Raw genomic sequence first — 1,439 nt, 5'->3', positions numbered from 1 at the left:
AAGTGACTTCAATCATATCTTTGATATCACGATGCACCTTGCGTATGTTCTGGGTCAGCAAGATGATATCGACACCATAGTGACGGTGTATCGAAAACCACTCAAGAATCGCAGCCGGAAGCCCACGAGATGGCAAGCTCATATGAGCCTCATCAACAATGTACAAAGGCCCCTGTCCTTTCTCATTTCGCCACTCATCGGAGTAATCTTCAATCTGACTAAAAGGCCGACTTGTAGAGCCAAAATCCGTCAATCGACCATCAACTATCTTTATTAGGGCGCGCGCATCCTCGCCGAATATCTTGACGAACCAATCAACATTAAGCGTAATGTTGGTAATAACTTTACGCCCTTCCTTGATAGCCGGGATGATGTGATAAGCCACAGCCTCGTAAGTCTTACCGCCTCCTGGTCTACCTGCTATTGCATAAATCATGAACCTAACCTCGTAAACGGAATGAGTTGAAGCATTAAGCGAACCGTGATTGCTGCAAGGATGATAGAAAGACACTGAGGCAAACCAACCGCAGCCATAACCCAAGACACTGTTGGAGGAATTGAAGTCATATACTGACTCATATCGACAGGCGCAAAGAGCGCAAACACGCCAGAAAGCAGCATGTTAACCATCTCCATGACCTGCTCAACCGCCCAGAAAAATAAGTCCTTGAGCATGTTAAAAAGCGACACTAAGAGCTGATACAAGAAGACCAAAAGCTTATTAAATAAATCGACTAACCAATCCATATTAACCCCCGAAGATAATGCGACGTGCTGCAAAGATGGACGACATAATCAGAACTGCACGAACAAAACCGAAAACCCAATCAAAACTGATGTGCTCTTCAAAACTGAAGTCACCGAAGAACGGAACCGGAAGAACGAAAGATGGACGCTGAGCATTAGATAAATCTATGTTGCCGAATGAATTAACAAAGTCGTCAATCACATTGGTTTTTAGATCATTCAGTTGACCAGATACCAAACCGCCTAACCCATCAGGATAAGCAGATTCATAAAAGCCAGTACAATTGCCAGCCTCGATACAAGTGCCTCCCGTACCAGCGCCGGACGTATCAGTGTTGGCAATACCATCCAGTGTTTCAGAAATACCAGCAACATCCTCAGCAATACCATCCATTGCACCCGCAATTTGTTCAACATCATCACCAACGCCGTTAATAGCATTGGTATTTTTGTTTACCGCTGTTGTTATGTCAGCATTGGCCTGTTGAATTAGAGACTTTGTTTTACGATAGATTTCATTGTCGTTAGCTTGCTGTTTTTGAATGGCCTGCGTATTGGTAACAACTGAAGCATTAAGCGCAATGATTTGATTCTGCACGTCAGCACTTGCCTGATTTATGTCGATGGTCATCTCATTGAGCGCCTTGTTTACATCCTTATTCATTCCCGTTATTGCGCTAACAACTGCCGTA

At 44.0% G+C, this 1,439-nt stretch carries 2 protein-coding genes and 1 pseudogene; all 3 read right to left on the bottom strand.

The genetic code is table 11. The features are described from left to right. Positions 1-436: zonular occludens toxin domain-containing protein (locus R7035_RS25310; protein ID WP_318146332.1), on the bottom strand; the 436-nt coding region annotated here is incomplete at its 3' end. Beyond that, the gene (locus tag R7035_RS25305; RefSeq protein WP_033905310.1) at positions 433-747 is read right to left on the bottom strand and encodes a DUF2523 family protein; all 315 of its coding nucleotides are present in this window, start codon (positions 745-747) and stop codon (positions 433-435) included. The genes R7035_RS25310 and R7035_RS25305, both read right to left, overlap by 4 nt. A 1-nt stretch (position 748) precedes the next feature. Next, a pseudogene (locus tag R7035_RS25300) lies at positions 749-1,439 on the bottom strand (methyl-accepting chemotaxis protein); the annotation flags it as partial.

The sequence above is a fragment of the Vibrio sp. 1731 genome (assembly GCF_033339955.1).
Taxonomy (GTDB): Bacteria; Pseudomonadota; Gammaproteobacteria; order Enterobacterales; family Vibrionaceae; genus Vibrio; species Vibrio alginolyticus.
The sequence above is the reverse complement of the archived record's forward strand: the minus strand, read 5'-3'. Positions and strand labels throughout refer to the sequence as shown.